At 54.1% G+C, this 19,894-nt stretch carries 19 protein-coding genes and 5 pseudogenes; 12 read left to right on the top strand and 12 right to left on the bottom strand.

Annotation, left to right across the window (positions count from 1 at the left end; translation table 11 throughout):
• The first annotated feature begins 42 nt into the window (after positions 1-42).
• The gene (locus IFT53_RS23780) at positions 43-273 is read left to right on the top strand and encodes a hypothetical protein (RefSeq protein WP_244656450.1); all 231 of its coding nucleotides are present in this window, start codon (positions 43-45) and stop codon (positions 271-273) included.
• 219 nt (positions 274-492) lie between these two features.
• Here IFT53_RS23780 and IFT53_RS24165 read toward each other — a convergent pair whose 3' ends face one another.
• The 3 genes and pseudogenes from IFT53_RS24165 to IFT53_RS17320 form a co-directional block, all read right to left on the bottom strand.
• Complete coding sequence (locus IFT53_RS24165) at positions 493-678, bottom strand: helix-turn-helix domain-containing protein (RefSeq protein ID WP_446737687.1); 186 nt, start codon at positions 676-678, stop codon at positions 493-495.
• 109 nt (positions 679-787) lie between these two features.
• Positions 788-1,035 (bottom strand): annotated as a pseudogene (locus IFT53_RS17325) (transposase).
• 36 nt (positions 1,036-1,071) lie between these two features.
• Entirely contained in the window at positions 1,072-1,506 is a 435-nt protein-coding gene (locus IFT53_RS17320) for a hypothetical protein (protein WP_244656445.1), read from the bottom strand.
• Positions 1,507-1,956: 450 nt separating this feature from the next.
• Between IFT53_RS17320 and IFT53_RS17315 the strand changes: the two genes are divergently transcribed.
• Entirely contained in the window at positions 1,957-2,295 is a 339-nt protein-coding gene (locus tag IFT53_RS17315; RefSeq protein ID WP_192068135.1) for a hypothetical protein, read from the top strand.
• A gap of 399 nt (positions 2,296-2,694) precedes the next feature.
• Here the strand turns inward: IFT53_RS17315 and IFT53_RS17310 are convergent, their stop codons facing one another.
• On the bottom strand, positions 2,695-3,264 hold the full coding sequence (locus tag IFT53_RS17310; protein WP_192068133.1) for a class I SAM-dependent methyltransferase: 570 nt from the start codon (positions 3,262-3,264) through the stop codon (positions 2,695-2,697).
• A gap of 181 nt (positions 3,265-3,445) precedes the next feature.
• Positions 3,446-4,324 (bottom strand): SDR family oxidoreductase, encoded by an 879-nt coding sequence (locus IFT53_RS17305; protein ID WP_192068132.1) that lies wholly within the window; start codon positions 4,322-4,324, stop codon positions 3,446-3,448.
• 81 nt (positions 4,325-4,405) lie between these two features.
• Between IFT53_RS17305 and IFT53_RS17300 the strand changes: the two genes are divergently transcribed.
• Complete coding sequence (locus IFT53_RS17300) at positions 4,406-4,798, top strand: winged helix-turn-helix transcriptional regulator (protein WP_192068130.1); 393 nt, start codon at positions 4,406-4,408, stop codon at positions 4,796-4,798.
• Positions 4,799-4,831: 33 nt separating this feature from the next.
• Here IFT53_RS17300 and IFT53_RS17295 read toward each other — a convergent pair.
• A pseudogene (locus IFT53_RS17295) lies at positions 4,832-4,918 on the bottom strand (GTP-binding protein); the annotation flags it as partial.
• Positions 4,919-5,096: 178 nt separating this feature from the next.
• On the opposite strand from IFT53_RS17295, the gene IFT53_RS17290 reads away from it, so the two are divergent.
• From IFT53_RS17290 to IFT53_RS17270, 5 genes are all read left to right on the top strand, one after another.
• A complete protein-coding gene (locus IFT53_RS17290) occupies positions 5,097-5,498 on the top strand; it encodes a hypothetical protein (protein WP_192068128.1) in 402 nt (133 codons plus the stop codon).
• A gap of 332 nt (positions 5,499-5,830) precedes the next feature.
• Positions 5,831-7,258, top strand: a complete 1,428-nt coding sequence (locus tag IFT53_RS17285; RefSeq protein WP_192068126.1) for a PepSY-associated TM helix domain-containing protein — start codon at positions 5,831-5,833, stop codon at positions 7,256-7,258.
• A 28-nt stretch (positions 7,259-7,286) separates the two neighbouring features.
• Positions 7,287-7,802: a copper chaperone PCu(A)C gene (locus IFT53_RS17280; RefSeq protein WP_192068125.1), complete on the top strand. Its 516-nt coding sequence runs from the start codon at positions 7,287-7,289 to the stop codon at positions 7,800-7,802.
• Positions 7,803-7,821: 19 nt separating this feature from the next.
• Positions 7,822-8,601, top strand: coding sequence for a DJ-1/PfpI family protein (locus IFT53_RS17275; protein ID WP_192068123.1), 780 nt, complete (start codon positions 7,822-7,824; stop codon positions 8,599-8,601).
• A 39-nt stretch (positions 8,602-8,640) separates the two neighbouring features.
• On the top strand, positions 8,641-8,907 hold the full coding sequence (locus tag IFT53_RS17270) for a carboxymuconolactone decarboxylase family protein (RefSeq protein ID WP_446737686.1): 267 nt from the start codon (positions 8,641-8,643) through the stop codon (positions 8,905-8,907).
• Between the two features lie 220 nt (positions 8,908-9,127).
• Here the strand turns inward: IFT53_RS17270 and IFT53_RS17265 are convergent, their stop codons facing one another.
• The 5 genes and pseudogenes from IFT53_RS17265 to IFT53_RS17250 all read right to left on the bottom strand — a co-directional run bounded on the left by IFT53_RS17265 (position 9,128) and on the right by IFT53_RS17250 (position 12,718).
• A complete protein-coding gene (locus IFT53_RS17265) occupies positions 9,128-9,427 on the bottom strand; it encodes a monooxygenase (protein ID WP_192067622.1) in 300 nt (99 codons plus the stop codon).
• 363 nt (positions 9,428-9,790) lie between these two features.
• Positions 9,791-10,756: an MBL fold metallo-hydrolase gene (locus IFT53_RS17260; protein ID WP_192067621.1), complete on the bottom strand. Its 966-nt coding sequence runs from the start codon at positions 10,754-10,756 to the stop codon at positions 9,791-9,793.
• A gap of 561 nt (positions 10,757-11,317) precedes the next feature.
• Positions 11,318-11,713 (bottom strand): annotated as a pseudogene (locus IFT53_RS17255) (MarR family winged helix-turn-helix transcriptional regulator); the annotation flags it as partial.
• Position 11,714: 1 nt separating this feature from the next.
• Positions 11,715-11,921: pseudogene (locus tag IFT53_RS23605) on the bottom strand (MarR family winged helix-turn-helix transcriptional regulator); the annotation flags it as partial.
• A 92-nt stretch (positions 11,922-12,013) separates the two neighbouring features.
• Complete coding sequence (locus tag IFT53_RS17250) at positions 12,014-12,718, bottom strand: phytoene desaturase family protein (RefSeq protein ID WP_206758581.1); 705 nt, start codon at positions 12,716-12,718, stop codon at positions 12,014-12,016.
• 1,559 nt (positions 12,719-14,277) lie between these two features.
• Here IFT53_RS17250 and IFT53_RS17245 point away from each other — a divergent pair.
• The 4 genes and pseudogenes from IFT53_RS17245 to IFT53_RS17230 all read left to right on the top strand — a co-directional run bounded on the left by IFT53_RS17245 (position 14,278) and on the right by IFT53_RS17230 (position 17,173).
• Positions 14,278-14,481, top strand: a complete 204-nt coding sequence (locus IFT53_RS17245; protein WP_042619860.1) for a cold-shock protein — start codon at positions 14,278-14,280, stop codon at positions 14,479-14,481.
• A 207-nt stretch (positions 14,482-14,688) separates the two neighbouring features.
• On the top strand, positions 14,689-16,506 hold the full coding sequence (locus IFT53_RS17240) for a methyl-accepting chemotaxis protein (protein WP_192067616.1): 1,818 nt from the start codon (positions 14,689-14,691) through the stop codon (positions 16,504-16,506).
• Between the two features lie 138 nt (positions 16,507-16,644).
• A pseudogene (locus tag IFT53_RS23770) lies at positions 16,645-16,778 on the top strand (integrase core domain-containing protein); the annotation flags it as partial.
• 161 nt (positions 16,779-16,939) lie between these two features.
• Positions 16,940-17,173, top strand: coding sequence for a hypothetical protein (locus IFT53_RS17230; RefSeq protein ID WP_042618629.1), 234 nt, complete (start codon positions 16,940-16,942; stop codon positions 17,171-17,173).
• Between the two features lie 517 nt (positions 17,174-17,690).
• Here IFT53_RS17230 and IFT53_RS17220 read toward each other — a convergent pair.
• Positions 17,691-19,862, bottom strand: coding sequence for a bifunctional diguanylate cyclase/phosphodiesterase (locus IFT53_RS17220; RefSeq protein ID WP_192067614.1), 2,172 nt, complete (start codon positions 19,860-19,862; stop codon positions 17,691-17,693).
• Positions 19,863-19,894 lie beyond the last annotated feature (32 nt).

Genomic DNA, 19,894 nt, shown 5'->3' with positions numbered 1-19,894 from the left:
ATCGAGCTGGTAGAGTCCAGGCCACCGCAATTGGCCAATTGGGTGGATCATCCTGCCGGCGAGGCACGGGTCATCTCCAAGATCATCGAAGAATTGATGCAATCGGACGCGAGCTTCGCCGAGGTCTGGATTGAGCTTTTGATGCTCTATCCGAAAGCCGATATTCCTGCCTCTGTTTTTGACAGCGATGTGGACTATAGGCTCGGGCAAACATCATATGGCTGTGGCAAAGCCGGACATGTGCCACCTTCACCGTCGTCGTCACCCCGTTGATCAGAATGATCTCGTGGCTCCAGTCAAACTGGTAGGCCTCGCAGGGCGCATAGTATAGCGGGACATAAGCTTCGGTCGTTACCGCACCACGGCTCTTGGCCCAGGCCTTGACATATCGGCGAACGGTGTCGTAACTGCCATCATCACCCAGTGACCGGACCTCCTCGTAAATCCGGATTAGCGTTAACCCTTCGCGCGATGCTTTGCCTTCGTTAGCAATCAGAAACCGCTCGACATCACCCTTCCAAGCTCCCATCCGGGCAAGGGTTGATGCTCACGTTTGTACGCGAAATCAGTTGCATCTGAGCGCAAAATTTTGCGCACAGTATTGCGAGAAACATTCAGCTCTTTGGCGATCTTCTTCACCGACCAGCCCTGAACATGGAAGGCTCGTCGGACAGGCAATTGTATCCACTCTCTTCAACTCCCTGCTCCATCCGCTGCCAAAAGCTGGATGGTCGGATGAAATCCAGAGGGGGTCAATATTGGATAAGTATCACCCCCACCAGAGGGATCAACATTCCATGCTTAAACACAGGCGGTCCCAAACGCCAGCCTTGTGCCAACGCGAGAACCGATTGTAAAGCATTGTGCGCGGACCATAGCGTTCTGGCACATCTCGCCAGACGAACCCTTTCTGAAACGCCACAAGATGCCGTTGATCACTTGACGATCGTCAACGCGTTCAATTCCACGGCTCTTGTTCGGCAAAAGCGGCTCAATGACCGCCCATTCCTCGTCGCTTAATTCATGACGGCGCATACCAATCTCCTTCCAAAGAGATTGAATCACACAACATCACCAAGATGAACCCGGTTTATGGGGACATGGCCTAGCGCCATTTAGTGCAACACGCTGGAGCACCTGGACAGGCTTCAATCCTTTACCACCGCCCGTCTTTAGCTTCGTAAAGTTGTTTAGGATGGCCGATTTTCGGGCCCTAACCTCGTCAGTCATGCCTTTTTCAAGAGCGAACACATTTCGCGCAATCGTAAGCTCCTTTGGGCTGATCAGGTTCAGGACTGGCTCGCGGTAGTCGATGTAAAGCATAGCTTCATCGAAGCTGTCCAAAGCATCTAGGCGATGAATGATGTTCAAGGCCAGTAGCGATGCATAAGAGCAGGCGATGATTGCTTGATCCTCCGGCAATACTGCGCTGAAGGTCTCCGGTTCAAAACTTTGGCCAGCCAAAGGAACCTTAACCGAGTTGGGGACATCGCGGAACTTGGGCAAGCAATCTTTGCAAAACCATTCGAACGCGGACTCGACTGAGCGCGCCGCACAGGCGGGAGTTCCTGGTATGCCGCAGCAGGCAATATGAAAACGCCGAATTCTGACGTAGTTTCCATGAATCTCGCCAGCGTAGTGAAAATGATATTAGGGCTCACAAGAAGCCTGCCGAACCTCTTGCTCTGGAGCGGAAGGTGAGCCCCGTGATCGTTCGATCGCAAAAAGGTCACAGACTGCCTCTGGGGCGGGAAGGATTTACGGTGTGCCGATCCCGTGCTGTCGAATGGAAAAGGTTGGAAGAAAGTACGGAAAAACCACCAAAGCTTTGGAAAGCGCCTGAGTTTCGCGCCCTTAAAAAAAAGCAGGCAGCACGCCTGGTCGCTCGTTCGGGCCATCGATCAGCCTGAATGTAGTTGTTATTGATGAACCAGATGATCACGCCTGGAGAATGAATTGAAAAATATCTGCCTTACCGTTGCACTGCTAACATTGGCGACCAGTTCTCAGACCGCGCTCGCGCAGGAACCAAGCTTTTACAATTGCCAGAATAAAGCGATCCGAGTGAGCATCCCATCTATGCCCCTGGGCAAGGCAGTTGCTCGGTTCACGGAACTGACCCATTGCCCGGTTTCGATCGATGCTGACGAAGTCGCAAATACGGATGTGCACGAAATTCCGACTTTTATCGTGAAAGGTAAGCTCACCCCGCGCAAAGCGCTCACTTTAATGCTCTCGAGTTCGCCATTGAAGGTGAGGGAAATCAAGGGTGGCTTTTCCATTTACCAGAAGTAAAAAAAGGGGATCTGACCACCACGTGTAAAGCGGGACCCATCGGTACGAAAAGGGATGACGCTCTGCGGATGGAAATTGAGCGTCATAGAATTAGATGGGTCGTAAGGCAGGAGAGGTTTCGGCATGTCAGCTTAGCGAAACCTACTGTCCGGTAAAATTTTGGGCGAAGTCCTTTGACAGGCGATATTCTCTCAGTCGCCGAATTGCTGACATCTTGATAGCTCGAATGTCACTGCTTTTATGACAGCGGAATGGTTGGAAGTGGGGAATTACACGAACCCGCTGGGCGGAGAGCCCTTTGAGCGCGGTTGAGGTGCCGTTGCTGGCTTTTCGCGTTGGCTGGGGCTGATGCAGACAAAGCAACCTGGTTCCACGGGCAGGAGCCCTGCCATGATCATCTCATACCAGCGGCTTGCGAGCCGTTGCCAATGATCCTGCGTCGCTCTCGAAGGTTCGTGCTTCCTTGAATCCAGCCCGAGTGAGAAGGTCTGGAAGACCGGCCGTTCGACCGCCCGATGGCGGAGTAAAGGCGCACAGGAAAAGTGAACCGCAACGCAGCGTGCGATATATCTCCCGTAACCCGACCAGAGGCGACCTCCAAAAGTGCAGGTTGTCGATAGCAAGTGCCGCATCGAAGGATTGGTCCTCGACCGGGAGAGTTTCGACCGAAGTTTCGAGCAGGACGAGACGTCCTTCGGCTATCGCGCTTGCGTTGCGTACACTCGCGCGACGATACATCAGCGGTGAAGGGTCTACCCCCATTACCTGACCCGCTATGACAGTCCCGGTCAGGCGCTGAAGAGCGAGACCTGGGCCAAAACCAATTTCCAGCACCTTGTCCGAGGGACGCAGTCGCAATTCTTCTATAGCCCGACGTGCCATGGGGCCACCATGCCGTTCCATCAGGTCTGCCCCTCGTTCGCCTTCGTCTCCTTCCGGTCTGACAAACATCCGATAGGGATTGGTCATCGTCATTCTCCTGGCCCCCGCTCATCGGCCAGCGGCGATTGGAGCACTACCCTTGACGGTTGCATTTCGCCCAAATTCAACGGACGCATCAGGCGGTCGATCGCATACCGCGACGTATTCATCGACCTGCCCGACAGTGGATTGGCATGGTGGCATCTGGCATGACGCCACCCTTATCCGGTCATGACCGGGTGAACGCATCCCTGTAGTTCCGCACCCATGTCTCAAACGAAAGGGGTTCGATTTTCAGAATTGCGAGCGCTGCCTTGTGATCGACGTGCGATGTCATCATCTCCGGGTTTGAGAAGACATTCGTGTAGTGCCTTACGATCGGCTCAGGATCCATGCCGTCCGGAAACGTCGTGGCGAACTCTTCGGGAGGCATGGGGCGGAACGTGATTGATCGGCCAAGCGCCTGGCTAAACCTTTCGGCGATCTGGCCACCCGTGAGGTCCTCCGGACCACTGACGTCGATCACCATGCTGTCATCGCCGGAATGTTGAAAGGCCGACGCGGTATAAGCCGCCGCGTCCTGATGGCTGATCCACTGCGTGTGGGCCTCGCTCGGCATAGGATAAGCAAGTGTGTCGTGATCTCTCACCTCCTGTATAATGGCCGGATTCAGAAAATTTTCCATGTAAACCGTTGGCTGGAGAACGGTGAAGGGAACGCCACTTGCCTTCATATCCGTCAGAATCGGACGCCACTTGTCGATTGCAGGGTTACCGATGTCTTCCTCCTGAACACGACCCGCAACGTTCCACACGATACGCCGGACGCCTTCCTTTGCCGCCGCGTCGATGACGTTTCTGCCTTGAGCGTGGGATCCGTTGAAGAAGGGTATCGTCAGGAAAACACCGTCCTGACCCTCCATCGCAGCTGCGATGCTGATCGGATCATCCAGGTCTCCTTGCACGACTTGTGCGCCCAATGTGGCCAGATCATCAGCCCTCCTTGGTTCGCGTGCCATGACCCGCACCGCCACACCTGCATCTATTAGCTTCTCAGCGACCGCTCGCCCTTGCGGACCAGTCGCTCCGACTACCAGAACATTTTTCATTCCAACGTCTCCTCTTAGCCTGAAGCAGGATATAGATCGTGCGTTGTTTATTTATAAGTACGCATAAAAGGCATAGAAACGATGGAAAATGTGACTGCAAGTCGGCACGAGAGCTCGAGCGACGAAAGTAAATGTGTTCCGCTTGGGGAGGATTGTCCGGTCCTACGTGCAGTAGGGGCGCTTAGCGGCAAGTGGAAGCTGCACATCATTTATCATTTGATGGGCGATGTCATGCGCTTCGGCCAACTTCACCGCGCTATCCCCGGCGTCACCCAGCAAATGCTGACTGCGCAGCTGAGAGAATTAGAAGCCGGTGGCATCATCCACAGGAAGATCTACGCTCAGGTCCCACCTAAGGTCGAATATTCGCTCACCGAAGTGGGAATGGGGTTACAGCCCCTGATTGATGCCCTTGTCATCTGGGGACAGAAATTACCGCTTCGAGGAAGTTCCCAGCAAATGGCTATGGCCTGATCAGCAGCTTTACGCACCGCACATGTTTGTGCAGTCGCGGTCGGTAAGGATGTGGATGAGCAGCGTCGTCTTGCCGTCTCCGAGGAAGCCTGAGAGGACTGTGACCGGGAGTTTTTTCATGTCGGGAATGCTGATAATGATTGAACGTTACAACTGCAGATAAAGCGACGCAGTATGGCCTGCCTGTTGATTTTCACTGAGAACTGACCCCGTGGGGGTGGGGTGAGATTGCGTCATTGTGGTTAAAGTGTGATCCGGGTATGATCACATCGGTGGGGGTAAGCTGCCGGGGGAATCGATGATCGGTCAGTGGGGATTTGCAAAGCAATATACGGTGCGCATGATTTGCGCACTCGCTTTGCTTTTCGTAGGATTTGCCCATAAGCCACCCGTCATTGCCAGTATTCCGATACCTCAAAGCGAACTTGCCCAGTACGTCCTTCCAGATGGAACGTTCGCGGTCCTGTGTTTGCCGTCCGAAGATGGTAAGGCAAAGCACGACAACCATGATGCAGGCTCAGGCTGCGAAGCGTGTCGTCTGACGGCTTCCATTACTCTGCCAGATCCTGCCGACACGTTCGGCCAACCGATACTTCGCGAAATCCAGGACCTCGTTCCTGTTCGTGAGGAGGCGACCTATCGGCAGCTCTTTCCCCCGAACACCTCACCACGCGGACCTCCTTCCGGCCGGATCGCCTGAACCGCCGCTCCCATGAGCGGCAATTTCAGTCCGAGCCGGTGCTCCATATAAGTGGAGATCATCCGGTACAGTGCCGGATCGACATTCATGATCATCGAAAATACCGCCACCTCATGTGTGGCTCTTAATCGTACGCGCGACGTCAATCTCGAACGTCAGGCATTCCCGAGTTCTCGCGCGCAGGTGCCAGAGCGCAGGCATACAGTGACGCTTACCCAAATCAGATCGGCTCTTCTCGCGAACGGAAAGCGCTTTTGGCGTGTTCCGATGGGGCATCCACGCCTGGAGATCGCCGCCTTTGACCAACCCTTCTGTCTTCACGGAGACCACCAATGACAATAACAGCAGACACATCGTCGCCCCGCAACACCAATAAAACTCTGGCAAGGTCGTTCTATAACACCGCATGGCGATGGCACTTTTACGCAGGGCTCTATGTCGCGCCATTCCTGATCATGCTGGCCCTCACAGGGCTTGTCATGCTGTGGTCATCCACTCTTGTCGGTCGCGACGGCGAGAAGTTCTATTCCGTCGCGCCATCACAACAAACCGTTGCGGTCTCCACCCAGGCGGACGTCGCCGTAGCTGCGGTCCCGGGCAGTTCGCTTGTCCAGTACATCGTTCCACGTACTGAAACTCAGCCCTCGGTGTTTCGTGTCGATATCAACAAACAGTCGACCATGGTTGCGGTCGACCAGTATCGCGGCACGGTCCTTGGGACATGGGAACGTCGCAACGCCGTCTATGACGTGGCAAACCTCATGCATGGTGCTTTGTTAATCGGCACGCTGGGCGACCGTCTGATCGAGATCGCGGCTGGTTTTGGGGTCGTGCTGATCATCACCGGAACCTACCTCTGGTGGCCTCGTGACGGCCGGGGCTTTGCTAAATCCCTGAAGCCTGAGCTGTCTGGCCGGGGTCGGCAGGTGTGGAAGTCCCTCCATCAGACTGTCGGCATCTACGTGGCCGTTCTCCTGCTCTTCTTCCTCATTTCCGGATTGACCTGGGCGGGTGTCTGGGGCGAAAAAATGACCCAGGCCTGGAGCACGTTCCCAGCTGAGAAATGGGACAATGTTCCGCTTTCCGATCTGACCCATGCGAGCATGAACCACGGCGGCGTAAAAGAGGTGCCGTGGGCACTGGAGCAGACGCCGATGCCCGCTTCCGACCCTCACGCTGCCCACAACGGCAGCGCGACGATGACGCAAAACGGTGCGGGTGACGTGGATGCTATCGTTGCGCAGGCACGCACTCTTGGTTTCGACGGCCGCTTCCAGCTTTCCTTTCCAAATGGCGAAACAGGCGTATGGACGATTGCGCGCGACACAATGAGCAATGACAGCGCCGACCCGCTTTCTGACCGGACCGTCCATATAGACCGTTACACCGGCAAGGTTCTGGCCGATGTCAAGTTTGCAGACTACAGCCCGGCCGGAAAGGCTATGGCAGTTGGCATCGCACTGCATGAAGGTGATCTTGCCGGCGGCTGGAACGTGGCTCTCAACACGATCTTCTGCCTGTCAGTCATCTTCCTATCTGTCAGCGGCTTCGTGATGTGGTGGAAACGCCGACCCGCCGGCGCAAGCCGTCTCGTCGCTCCAGTCGTCCCCGAGAAGATGTCAATCTGGAAGACCGGGGCGTTCGTCATGGTCGGCGTATCCTTGCTGTTCCCGCTGACAGGAATTGTTCTCGTCACCGTGCTGGCGCTCGACATGCTGGCTATCAGGCATGTGAAACCTCTCAAGCGCGCACTCAGCTGATTTCTAAAAAACCTAGAATGGAATGATCATGAAAAACAATCTACTCAAAAAACTGACTGTTATTGCAGCTCTTAGCCTGTCGTGTGCCGGTGCGCTTCTCGGAACGGCAAATGCGCACGAGTTCAAAGTGGGCGAGATCGAAATCGGTCACCCTTATGCAAGAGCGATGCTGCCGGGAGCCAAGGTCGGCGGTGGCTATCTCAAACTGACCAACAGTGGAACGCCTGACCGTTTGGTCAGCGCAAAATCCGACCGTGCCGCGACCGTTCAATTGCACGAGATGAAGATGGATGGCGACACAATGGTGATGCGCGAATTGAAGGACGGGATCGCACTGCCGGAAAACAGTACGGTCGAACTGAAACCCGGCGGCTACCACGTGATGTTCATGAATGTGAGCCAGGCGTTCAAGGAAGGCGAGATGATCAAGGCTACGCTCACTTTCGAAAAGGCCGGACCGGTAGACGTCGAATTCAAGGTCGGGGCTGCGACGGGTGGTGCGCCTGAGATGAAGCACGACGACCACAGCATGCATCGCAATTGAGTGTCGTGAGGATTTGACCATGAACCGCCGAGAATTCAATGTCCTCGCCGCGTCTGCGGGAGCGACGCTGCTCACACTTAATAGTTCCGCATCGGCGCTGGCTCCGTCCACTGACGGGCCTGTTTTTGCAATGCTGATCTACCCCAAAATGATCCTGCTTGATCTGCTGGGGCCAATGACGGTGTTCAACATGACCAGGGGCAAGGTCCATCTGGTCTGGAAGGACCAGACACCGGTCTCGACCGATGTCGGTGTTCCACTGGCCGCCACTACCACGTTCAAGGATTGCCCGCGCGACGTCGATGTCTTTTTCATTCCCGGCGGGCTCGTTGGCTCGACGGAACTCATGGACGATGAGGAAACCCTGTTATTCGTGAGGGAGATGGCAGGAAGAGCCAAGTATGTTACCGCCGTCTGCACCGGATCGCTGATACTCGGAGCTGCAGGCCTCCTGAAGGGCAAGAAGGCGACCACCCTTTGGAATGTCCGCGATATCCTGCCGACATTCGGGGCGGTTCCGGTTCATGATCGTGTCGTTGAAGACGGTAACCTCATCACTGGAGGCGGAACGACCGCGGGCATCGATTTTGGGCTCTCGATTGTGGCCAGACTGAAAGGGGAAGATGCTGCGAAGCGCATTCAGCTTATTATCGAGTACGATCCGCAACCGCCGTTTGACGCCGGCAGCCCGGAAAAAGCAGGACCAGAAATAACGAGGGCATTTCTGAAAATACGCAAACCCGCGATGGACGATGCGAAGGCTGCCGCCGAAAAGGCCGCTCGGAAACTCTCTCTGTAGCGGCTCGCGTTCGTGAAAAGAACGGCCCAGGCATATGGCATGGCCTTGCTCAACCGTGTCGGCGAATTCTTCAAGCTCAACCCGGATGCAATGCGCGGGCTTCAGGCTATCGAAATAAGTGCGGAGAAATCCGGGAAGCTCGACGCGAAAACGCATGAGTTGATTGCTTTGGCGGTTGCTGTCACGACGCGCTGTGATGGATGTATCGCGCGCCATAGAGGCTGGCCCTGGATCTCGGAGTTACTCGAGAAGAAATCGCTGAAGCCTTGGGAACGGCAATTGCTCTCAACGCTGGCGGGGCACTGACCTATTCAGCCCGTGTGTTCGACGCCTTTGACGCTCACAGCAAAAAGCAATCAGCGGACCGCCACAGGGAGCCGATTCATGAGGCAGCCACAGAAGGTCACAAGCTCTTATCCGCCAAACCACGCAGGCAGCGGCTAACAGACCTGAAGACTTCCATCGGATGATTTAAGACATTACAGCCTATGGACGGATCAAGCGCGATGGGTGCCGTCGATGTGGATCATCGTCCACGTGTGATGACGGAAAGTGCTTCATTCACAGCGTATGACAGGACGGTTATGTCGGTAACGCCTAAATGTTTCAGGCGTACGGAGTGCTTCTCGGTGTAGGTCTTTGCATGGTCTTTAGTCTCGAACAAGTAAACGCCGCCAGCGACGTTTCGTTCTGGGGCCTCGGTCCACATCTTCCAGACCAGTCCGGGTTCCTCTGCGATACTGAGGGCCATTCCACCCAGTCCTCGGGTCATCTCTTCGCCCCACGGGCCATCAAACTTGAATTCAAAAACGACAAGTATCGCCATAACACACCCTTTTCTATCATAGATATTTCGCGCTAGTTGAGGTCCGGTGGCAACGTGCGTAACGCAGCGGTTACGGTTCTGGATAGTCATCAGCACGCAGGAGCAAGTGACACCGCAGCCCAACTCCCGCGAACAAAAATACGCCTTATGCACAACTCCGGCTTGCTAGCCACCTGCACCAACTACAGTCGAATATCTGTTCATGCGTACCATCTCGATTTCGTGTCGACCGATTACCCCCCGAACCTCATCCGCCGTTAAAAAATAAAAACGCCGGATGGCTGGTCTGCGCTGACCGGGTTCCCCAGCCGCTCTAATCGCATTCCATGAACGATTCCGAAACCGATATTTAAGCAAGACCGTTCAAGGTTCGTAGGACCACTCAGCAGGAACATACCGGTAGGAATTGTTCTCGCGGCGAACATGTCCAAAGCCTGGGAAAGGCATGTGCATGCCAGCGACCATCGTTCGATCCCGCGATACTTGCGCAAGTATTCGTTTTCGGGTTTCTACTGCTTCCTTGGGATCTGAATCGAAGACGACACTAATATCTGGGTTCGAAAACTGATAAGCGGCCATGTGTATAATATCACCCCAAATTAGCAGCTTCTCTCCTTCAGACTCGACCAAAAAGCCTGTGTGTCCGGGCGTGTGCCCCGGTAAAGGAACGGCACGTATCGATGGAAAAACGTCCTGTACCCCATTGATATAGCGGGTTCGATCTGCATAGGCAGCGCCAGCACGCCGAGCATCAATAAATGTCTTTTTCGCCTCCTCGGCCGCTTGGTTCATATTGGCATCGTCGTGCCAAAACGCGAATTCCTTGAAAGAAACGACGAACTCGGCATTTGAAAACAAAGCTTCTCCATCTGATCCAAGCATACCGTTGATGTGGTCCGCGTGCATATGCGTCACAAGTATCGCATCGATTTGGCCCGGTTGAACACCGGTCGCTTCCAGTGCCGCTGGGATGTGGCCGAGATTATTTCCCATAGCCCCGGACATGCCCGAGTCGATGAGGATTAGCTTATTGCCAAGATTTATCAAATACGCGCTCACCGGTGCACGTCGCAAGCCGGTGGGCAGATAGGCCTCCTCGGCAAGCTTGGCAGCTTCTTCCTCTTGCAGACCAATAAAAAGTTTTGTGTCGAGTTGGAAAAATCCGTCCAGCAATGCCGTCACCTCAATTGCACCGACCTTGCGGCGGATCGCACGTGGCACCAAGGCTGTAGAGAATGGCGCTGCCGCAGAAGCTGGCTGGGGATTGCTGGTAGCGACCATTCCGGCAAAAACCGTAGAGGTCATGAAACCTCGGCGAGATAGTGACATGGACTGTCTCCGTTACAACTATGGTTAGACCAAGTACCGGCTGCCGTAGCACTTGCACGTCNCGAGATAGTGACATGGACTGTCTCCGTTACAACTATGGTTAGATCAAGTACTGGCTGCCGGAGCACTTGCACGTCCTTAGACGTTGAACAAATCCATCGGACCATACTTTTCTGCGTCCTACAACAACGCTTCTTTTGCAGACTAAGTCAGTTAAATCTGAGCCAGACGCAGCAATGATCCGGCGCTTCGACAACGATACCAAGGTCGCCTGTCAGGCCGTTGAAAGCCATCGGCACACTCGTTGAGGAAAGCCTGGCCCGTTAATGGTCTTTCTTCCTGTCGCCGTGAGCACCGCTAAAGGGCGGCGCTTACCACTTAGGGATCACCCGCGTATTCTAGACATCTTCGCAAGGAAAAGAGAATGCAGGGTGCGTATCATTCCTCCTCTATTTCATCGCCTGAGAGATGATTACGTGCTGATTGCTTAACCTGGCCAACGTGGGTCAGCAGTCCTGAGAGGACTATCGGATCGATATCGGCCATCATGTCCTTGAGCCNCTGATTGCTTAACCTGGCCAACGTGGGTCAGCAGTCCTGAGAGAACTATCGGATCGATATCGGCCATCATGTCCTTCAGCCATCCCTCATGGGCCTTGGCCATCGCTTTAAATGTTGCGCGGCCTTTTGCCGTCAAACAGGCTACGACGACACGGCGGTCACCTGGCAGCTTCTCGCGGACGACAAGCCCATCCGTTTCCAATCGTTCTACCAGCCCAGTGATGTTGCCGTTCGTCACCATTGTGCGTCTGGATAGCTCGCCAAGTCGCAAACCATCTTTCTCACGGTCGAGTTGCGAAAGATGGTCAAATTGAGGAAGTGTGGCACCAAATTCGCGTCGCAACCGGCGACGTATTTCCTGGGACATCAACTTTGTCGTTGAAAGCAGCCGAAGCCNGCCAAGTCGCAAACCATCTTTCTCACGGTCGAGTTGCGAAAGAAGGTCAAATTGAGGAAGTGTGGCACCAAATTCGCGTCGCAACCGGCGACGTATTTCTTGGGACATTAACTTTGTCGTTGAAAGCAGCCGAAGCCAAAGGCGAAGCTCCTGCTTTTTACCTTCTTGCGTGTCTCTGATGACAACTTCAAGATCAATCGCCGACATTCACGGTCCCTTATTTAAACTCTGAGGTCTCAAACACCATTCGCAGATCTCAAGTCAAGACATTCGGCTTTCAAGGAACAGTCGGTAGAGCTTTAGCCAGCCAGCATTTTCGCCAGCATAAAACCTGACCCTGCCCCAGTTCCTGCACCAGGCCAAGTCGCGGCACCACATATATACAATCCTTGCACAGGTGTCTTGTAACGAGAATAGCCAGCAACAGGGCGCAACATAGAGTTCTGATCTAAATGGTGGGAACCAGAGAGGTTATCTCCGCCGATCAGATTGGGATTTCCTCGCTCAAGGTCTAATGGCGAAAGAATATGATGACTACGGACTTTTGTTTTGAAACCCGGTGCATAGTCTTCAATTATTTCAAGCGCACGATCAGCGTAAGCATATTTCATTTCATCCCAGTCGGTACTGGTGATTTCGCCTTTCGCATCTCCTAGGATTTCTGCTGGCAAAACGCGCACCTGGACCCAAAGCACATGCTTGCCATTGGGTGCCCTGTCTGGATCGATCGCTGTTGGCTGCCCGACAATAATCACAGGCACAGCGGGCAACAACCCATCCATCGCCTCTGAATCGGCGCGGTTCATCATCGCCATGTTCGGTGCAATGTGAACATAAGCGAACTGTCGCAATACGTCGGATGCCGTCCACTTCGGCAGATCATCCAAAGCAAGATGGATCATCATCGTCCCAGGACCCGCCCTGTATTTCGAAATCGCCTCGTCAAAACCGGTGCGAGCGGGGTCAGGCGGCACCATAGAGCCGAAGAGAAGCTTGGGATGCACGTTGGATACACCGCCCGTGAGGCTTTTAGGATGCGGCCATCCGCCAGTATCACACCTTTTGCTTTTCCGCCCTCCAGAAGCACCTTTTCGACCGGCGCAGACAAGAGAACGTCTGTCTGTAGTCCTTGCGCCCGAGCCAGTTTGATGATCGCGCGGTTTTGGCCTTCTCGCATTCGGTGTGCAAGGCCGAAGCCATCTGTCGGCCTCAGCACCGTCTTATCTACTTACACGGACCTTATTTCCCACCTCGCGCGGTGAGCAGGCCTATCAAGCTGCGACACTTATCGGAGCACCCCTTACACGCGATGAAATCGAGTTTCTGCAGAACTTTACCGCTCCGTCACCGCTCAGTGGCAAGTCGCCTCGCCCATAGAAACAGTCCGCGAAAAGAAGGGCCTAGGCAAGGGCGGCCCTAAGAATTGTGGGGTCGATGCCTCCAGGGAAAGCAGTGCGTAGATATGTTCTAGGACTGGGTGTCCATTGTGATGCGAATATTGAACAGGGGCAAGTTCCCCTCCTCCAAGCTAAAAGGCTCATTCCGCTCTCTCAGCGGCTACAAGCCGATCCAACAAAAGCTTGAAATCTTCTTCTGTACTGACCGGCTTGAAAGAGAGAAGCCGGCTTGCGGCAAAGCGCACCATATGGCTTGAAGTCAGATGTTCCCGGTCTCTCGCCTCAGTCTTTAGTTGGCGGGTCAAGTGATGTTAAGACAGTCGGGAGATGTTATCTATCTCCCGGACGGGACGAGACAGAGCATCTTGATCCTGACTATCTGCTACACGTGTTTCGTCTTGTCTGCGGCCGCTACCAGTTCCCGACATTGTATATCCTCCAAGTCCTCAATAGAACAAACTCGGCAGAACCTGCTCTGTTCCGACAATACGGGATTTCAAAGGACGTCATTTAGACGCCGTTACGTTTGACGCGGGCCGCATATCCGTAGTGGCCGATGCTCTGTCGTTCGGCGCTTCTCGTTGTGGGAACCCGGAGCCGAAGAACGGGTAATCTTGCAACGCACGCTATGTCCCTGCATTTAAGGAACGACACCAGCGTCGTCGCGTCCGATAACGGGGATGCAGTGGCGATTTCTGACAGACCCGGAATAGGAGATTGTTGGCAGGCGTGGTCTGGTGTTAGTTTTATACGCATGGATGAGTCGCCTCGTAAATCTAACCTGCTCATGAGGTTTCAACGTCATTTGGCTGAAATGACCGTGGTCATTGCCGGCCCGTGCATAATGACGTTTACTGCCAGCCAAATCTGGCAGGGTTACGCGTTTGGCGAAAGCGCTAACACTTCCCGCACCCAGGACATTGTTACCTTCCATTTGCTTCATGCAGTCATGATTGGAGTGGCGTTGTGTGCGCTGACAGTGAGCGTTGTGATAGCTCGACACCTTTTGCTACGATACAAGCAATCCGCAAAAACTGTAGGAAGATGATGGCCCTTCTCTTCCGCACGCCCTCGTTCTACAGGCACACCTCAGCGGCGATTGATTCGTCCCGCCCCACGCTGTAAAATGAAAAAGGGCAGCGGCTGCTAGGTACCGAGGAACGATAATGGCAACAGGTACAGTTAAGTTTTTCAATGACGAGAAAGGGTATGGCTTCATCACGTCTGAGAAAAGCGGTCACGATGTCTTCGTTCACATTTCGTCTTTGCAACAACGCAGCACGTTACGAGAAGGAGAGAAAGTGAGCTTTGAGATTGGCCAGGATCGCGATACCGGTAAATTGCAGGCCGAAAAAGTCAGTGTGCTTTAGTTATGCGAAGCCAGTGTCGCTGACATCGTCAATGATTTGAAAAACCTGAAGCTATCTCCGAGACAATGTATTAGCAGTCATTGAGTGCGCTCGCACGCCACTCGCGGCGTCGAAAATGGCCATCGGTTCTTTGGTTACTATAGTCAGTATATTAATCATTTAAGATTATCGTGGTGGCAGCAAATCCCATCAAACCAGGCGCGCGCTATGATCGACTTTTTTGCTTCCAACTCCAATCAGGTCCTCTCCGCACTTGATCTCTCCTTTGCCATCATCGAATTCGAAACGGACGGCACTATCCTCAGAGCGAACAAGAACTTTTGCGATTTGATGGGGTACACCGAGAAAGAGATCGTCGGACAGCATCACCGTATCTTCATCGATAAAGAATATGCCGGCTCTTCTGAATATACCGCTTTCTGGCGAAAACTTCAAGGCGGCACTTTCGAGTGCAGCGAGTTCAAGCGCGTCGCAAAAAACGGTGACGAAATCTGGATCCGGGGCAATTACAATCCTGTCAAAAGCAGCAGTGGCAAAGTCCTCAAGATCATCAAATTTGCAAACGACATTACTCAGACCAAGATGGGTGGACTTGATAGCAGCGCAAAGCTCGCAGCGGTTTCTCGCGCACAGGCGACAATCGAATTTACGCCTGAAGGCAAGATTCTGACCGCAAACGAAAACTTTTTAAAGGCGATGGGATACTCGCTGAACGAGATCGTCGGTCAGCATCACCGCATGTTTGTGGAGCCTACCGAGGCAAGCTCCCAAAGATATATGGAGTTCTGGACCCGGCTACGCATGGGCGAATACGTCGCGGATGAATTCCTGCGCATCGGCAAGGGTGGGCGTCATGTTCATATCCAGGCGTCCTACAATCCGGTTTTCGATCCAAGCGGAAAGATCATCAAAATCGTCAAGTTTGCGACTGATGTCACCGGGCGGGTGGAAAATGTCGAGCAGCTTGCGCTAGGGTTAACGCGCTTTGCCGATGGCGACTTATCTCAGCAAATCGATCGCCCTTTTATTCCATCGCTGGAGAGACTTAGAACGGACTTCAATTCTGCATCTCAGAAGCTAAAGCTCGCCATGGCCGCAGTTGCCGAAAATGCACAGGCCATCACCTCTGGCTCCAACGAAATTCGCATATCTGCAGACGATCTGGCAAAGCGTACAGAACAACAAGCGGCCTCTGTCGAAGAGACGGCTGCCGCCTTGGAACAAATTACGACGACCGTGAAAGACTCCAGCCAGCGCGCTGAAGAGGCTGGCCGTCTCGTCGCTCGCACCAAGGATCATGCCAACCACTCAGGCAATGTCGTGCGTGAAGCCATCAGCGCTATGGATCAAATCGACGCATCTTCCAAGGCAATTTCAAACATCATCGGCGTGATCGACGAAATTGCATTTCAAACGAATTTGCTGGCACTCAACGCAGGTGTCGAAGCGGCACGCGCGGGGGAGGCTGGAAAAGGATTTGCTGTGGTTGCCCAAGAGGTGCGCGAACTTGCGCAGCGTTCAGCGACCGCGGCAAAAGAGATTAAAGTCCTCATCACCGCATCTGGTTCATATGTCAGCAACGGCGTAACGCTGGTGACAAAAGCCGGGACAGCTCTGCAGGAGATTGCCTCCCACGTCGAGAACATTAATGGCGATATCACAGCCATTGTAGAAGCTTCCCGTGAGCAGTCGACTGCGCTGAGCGAAATCAACAGGGCCATTAATTCGGTTGACCAGGGCACACAGCAGAACGCCGCCATGGTGGAAGAACAGACAGCCGCCAGCCATGAACTGGCCAAGGAGGCCGCTGCGTTGTTCGAATTACTTGATCAGTTCCGTTTCGAAGTTGTGAAACGCTCGCAATCGACAAACCCTGTTGAGACCAAACGGCAGGCGACGACTAAAATTGCACCATCACTTGTTGCGAACGCCCCAGTCCGACGTTCGTCCTACGTTACGGCCCCTCGCCGGACGCCAAACGCCTCGGCTGCTGCAGCGGTTCAGGAAAGCTGGGAAGAGTTTTAGAGCCCGTCGATTCAACGCGGACTCGCATCGGTCGTGAGGGTCGACACATCAACCTACCCTTACAAATCCCGCCGCACCAGACAGGCCCATCTCGAAAGACTAATCAAGGAGATTGTCGAAACGAGAGTGCAGTAAGGCTATGCCAGCAACGTCACCCCGGACTTCTGACGGCCTGGCAAGGCGACCGATACGGCTTCATCGAAGCGTTCAAAAGCAAGATCAGATTGGAATGCCTAAACGCCCATTGGTTCCTGACCCTTGCGGTTCCGCCCTAAAAGTGGGAAACTTGGCGTCGATAGTACAATGAGGAACGTCCTCGGCGATCGGATATAACGACCCAATTCTGGAGGATCATCAGAGTCTCAGGTCAGATGGCATCGGCTGGCTGTTGATCCATTTAGGCTTGCGCAATGTTGACTCCGAGGAGACCTGTATGGACTTGCTACGCGACGAAACTGGGAAGGTCCAGAACACACCACTGATAGGTTTTCAGGTGGTCAATATTCTTGGCGTCTTGGCTGTAGTGAAGCTCGACTTTCAGCAGGAAGACGGGATCCCGGTCTCAGTCCAGGTCTCGGTTACTGCGCAACAATGCCGGGAACTTGCCCGACAGCTGCTACATCAAGCCGAGGTGTTGGAGCTGGAGCGACCGACGCTGCCGCAATGATAGATTGTCAACGAAAAGGCAGGATACGATGTCACATTCGAAGCACGTTGAGATTTGCGTCGGCCTGACCAAGATATGGTTAACGAACTGTAAGCTGTGGTTTTGATGCTTGGGAAGATGAACTACGTTGACCGGGTCAGCAAGGTGTGCGGTGATCACTCCAGGGTAGCCGAAGAGGAAGCCCTGCAACAGGTCTGGTGTCTTGTAGTCCAACCGTGCGCGTTGTTGTTCGGTCCCGATGCCATCGACAACCACAGTCATTCCAAGGCTTTTCTCTAATGCCAAGGCGCACTCTATAATGACCTCCACCACCGGATCTTCTCCAATTGCCGCGACAAAACTGGGGTCTATCTTATCTTGTCAAACGGATAGCGCCTGAGGTTAGACATCGAAGAGTAACCGGTGCCATAGTCGTCCATAGCCATAGGTGACTGGGTCATTAGTCGACGACCCGTTTCTAGCGCAAAAACAAATTGTTCGTCGCGCCGCGTTGGAGGTTATGAGCCCAGCCGGCTGGTCAGCCGTGCTCTTTATTAAAGTGGCCTACTTGCAGAAGCGCGATGATGTCGTCCCTAGCTATTGGGCGCGACATCAAAAACCCTTGGATGTTATCGCAGCCCAACGACTTCAGTGCATCTCTCTGCTCCTGGGTTTCGACCCCTTCAGCCGTTGTCTGTAGCCCTTGCGCCCGAGCCAGGTTGATGATCGCTCCGACGATCGCGCTGTTTTGGCCTTCTCCCATCCCAGCGATAAACGACTTGTCGATCTTGAGCCTATCGACAGTGACATTCTGAACCCTTGAGAAAGAAGAGTATCCGGTGCCAAAGTCGTCGATTGCAAACCTTACGCCAGCCGCTCTCAGCATGGTGACGTTTCGCTCAGTCTCCTCACCGCTGATGGCCAAGCTCTCTGTAATCTCGATTTCCAATCGTGCTGGTTTAATCCCCCATTTGGCCAGCGTGGTAAGAACCCGTAGCGGGTAGCCAGCGGAAGCGAGTTCGGACGCTGAAGCATTCACGGCGACACTTATGGAAGGCAACCCGGCGATCAGGCTGCACGCGTCTTCCAGAACATGCGCTCCAATCCTGTTAATGACGCCGATCTCTTCCGCGAGCGGGATGAACATATCTGGACCAATAGAGCCTAGCTCCGGGTGCTTCCACCGCGCCAAAGCCTCGAGCGAGCACGGGACCGCGCTGTCAGCAAAGTAGACCGGCTGGTAGACAACCTCGATCTGCGTCCCCGTTGCCAAGGCCTCGCGCAGGTCATGCTCTAGTTTCCGGCGGGTGCGGAGGAGTTCGTCCATGTGATTGCCAAACACCGCATATGCATTCCGTCCCGCAGCTTTTGCGTGATATAGGGCGATATCCGCCTGCCTCGTCAGTTCGACAGCATCTGCATTCGCACCTGATGCAATCGCCACACCGATGCTCGCACCAATAGCGCCATATGCCCCGTCAATCTCAAAAGGCTCGCGCAGGCCCACGACGATTTTTTCTGCAATGGCGACGACGTCGTCCGGGTTCATCCTTTCAACCAAGACCGTAAACTCATCACCCCCGATACGCCCAATGAGAGCGTCCGGAAGAATGTCCCGCATCCGCGCAGCAACTAAGGCGATGAGTTTGTCCCCTGTTGGATGTCCATAGGTATCGTTGACAGCCTTGAACCGGTCGAGGTCAATTAAAAGTACACTGAATAGATCCTCAGGCAATGCCTCCCTGAGCCGTGCCGCGAGCTCACTGTTAAAATGAGCCCGGTTAGCCAGACCCGTCAGACTGTCGCGCAGTGCCAGATGTTGAAGCTCCTGGCGATTGGAATTGAGCTTGACGGAGCGTTGCCAGATCGCATGCCCGGCCAAGCTTGCGGCGATGAATATGCCAATGATGGACAGTCCGACGACGGGGATTGTTGCGTGCAACACGCTCGTTCCCGGTTCGAACGGATGCCAATTTAGGTAACCAATTGTCTGTCCGGACTTCGAGGCAAGAGCGATATGGGAGTGGCGCTGGTCGCGAGGCATCTCAGTCGTGAACTGCATCTCGGCGAATTGGTATTCACTACCTATTTCGGCCGGAAAATCTTGATCTAGAAACCGTACAGCCACATGCTGATTTTCTTCTCCCGCCTGCTGTTCGATCTCGCCCGTGTCAGACATAATCGGTTTGACACTGACCACAGCAGGTCGTTTCCCCACATAGGTCAGATCACTCTCACCGATTGAGAGGACCTTGTCCGAGATGCCTTCCTGGTCTCCAGCGACAAGCCGTTCACGCAGACGTTTCGCAAGCGGACTATATGCCAGACGAAGGTCCTCAGGTGACACCCCGCTGGATGATTTTGCTAGAAACTGGTAAATCGGCAGTCCATCTGGCGATAAAACGACAGCGGCATCATGGCCGAAGTAGGTGTTCATCCAGCGGCCGAGGTTCACGTCAAGCCAATCGTGATCATCGTCCTTGGTCTTGGTGACCGCGTCATCCCACACGGTGGCGCTCTCTTGATCATGAGCAACGGAAGATTGAATTTTGGCTACGATCAGGGTGGCGAGACCCTTCTGCCGCTCCGCGGCAACCTCGTCGGTTTTGGCTGCAGCCCAGTACAGGGCGCCAAGTAACATCGCTCCGACCAGGGCCGATACACCTGCCGGAATGAGCCATTTCAAGAACCACTGTGACTGCTTAATCATGCGACATCTGCCTTTTCATCAGAGGGAACCTA

This window comes from Rhizobium sp. CFBP 13644, assembly GCF_014842165.1.
GTDB lineage: Bacteria > Pseudomonadota > Alphaproteobacteria > Rhizobiales > Rhizobiaceae > Agrobacterium > Agrobacterium tumefaciens_C.
This window is presented reverse-complemented; position numbering and strand designations above follow the sequence as displayed.